The organism is Pseudomonas sp. AC463 (genome assembly GCF_979253585.1).
In genome coordinates, this window is record NZ_CEEDDZ010000440.1 from 1 (window position 1) to 293 (window position 293).

A 293-nucleotide genomic window follows, 5' to 3' on the forward strand; every position below is an offset into this window, starting at 1 on the left:
GGGCAAGATCGTGTCGACCTCGCAGGAAGTCGAAGTCGTCGTGCTCGAGGTCGATCAGGACAAGCGCCGCATCTCGCTGGGCCTGAAGCAGGCGCAGAACAATCCGTGGGAGGCGTTCGCATCGGCCCATCCGATCGGCTCGACCGTCGAGGGCGAAGTCAAGAACGCCACCGAGTTCGGCCTGTTCATCGGCCTGGACAACGACGTCGACGGCATGGTCCACATGTCCGACATCGCCTGGGGCGTGTCGGGTGAGGATGCGCTGGCGCTGCATCGCAAGGGCGAGACCGTCC

Annotated in this window: 1 protein-coding gene; it reads left to right on the top strand. The window is 64.8% G+C overall.

The window, feature by feature from the left end; all coding sequences use genetic code 11:
• Positions 1-293 (top strand): S1 RNA-binding domain-containing protein (locus AC0IYH_RS30885; RefSeq protein ID WP_471837992.1); only part of this gene is annotated, 293 nt, incomplete at both ends.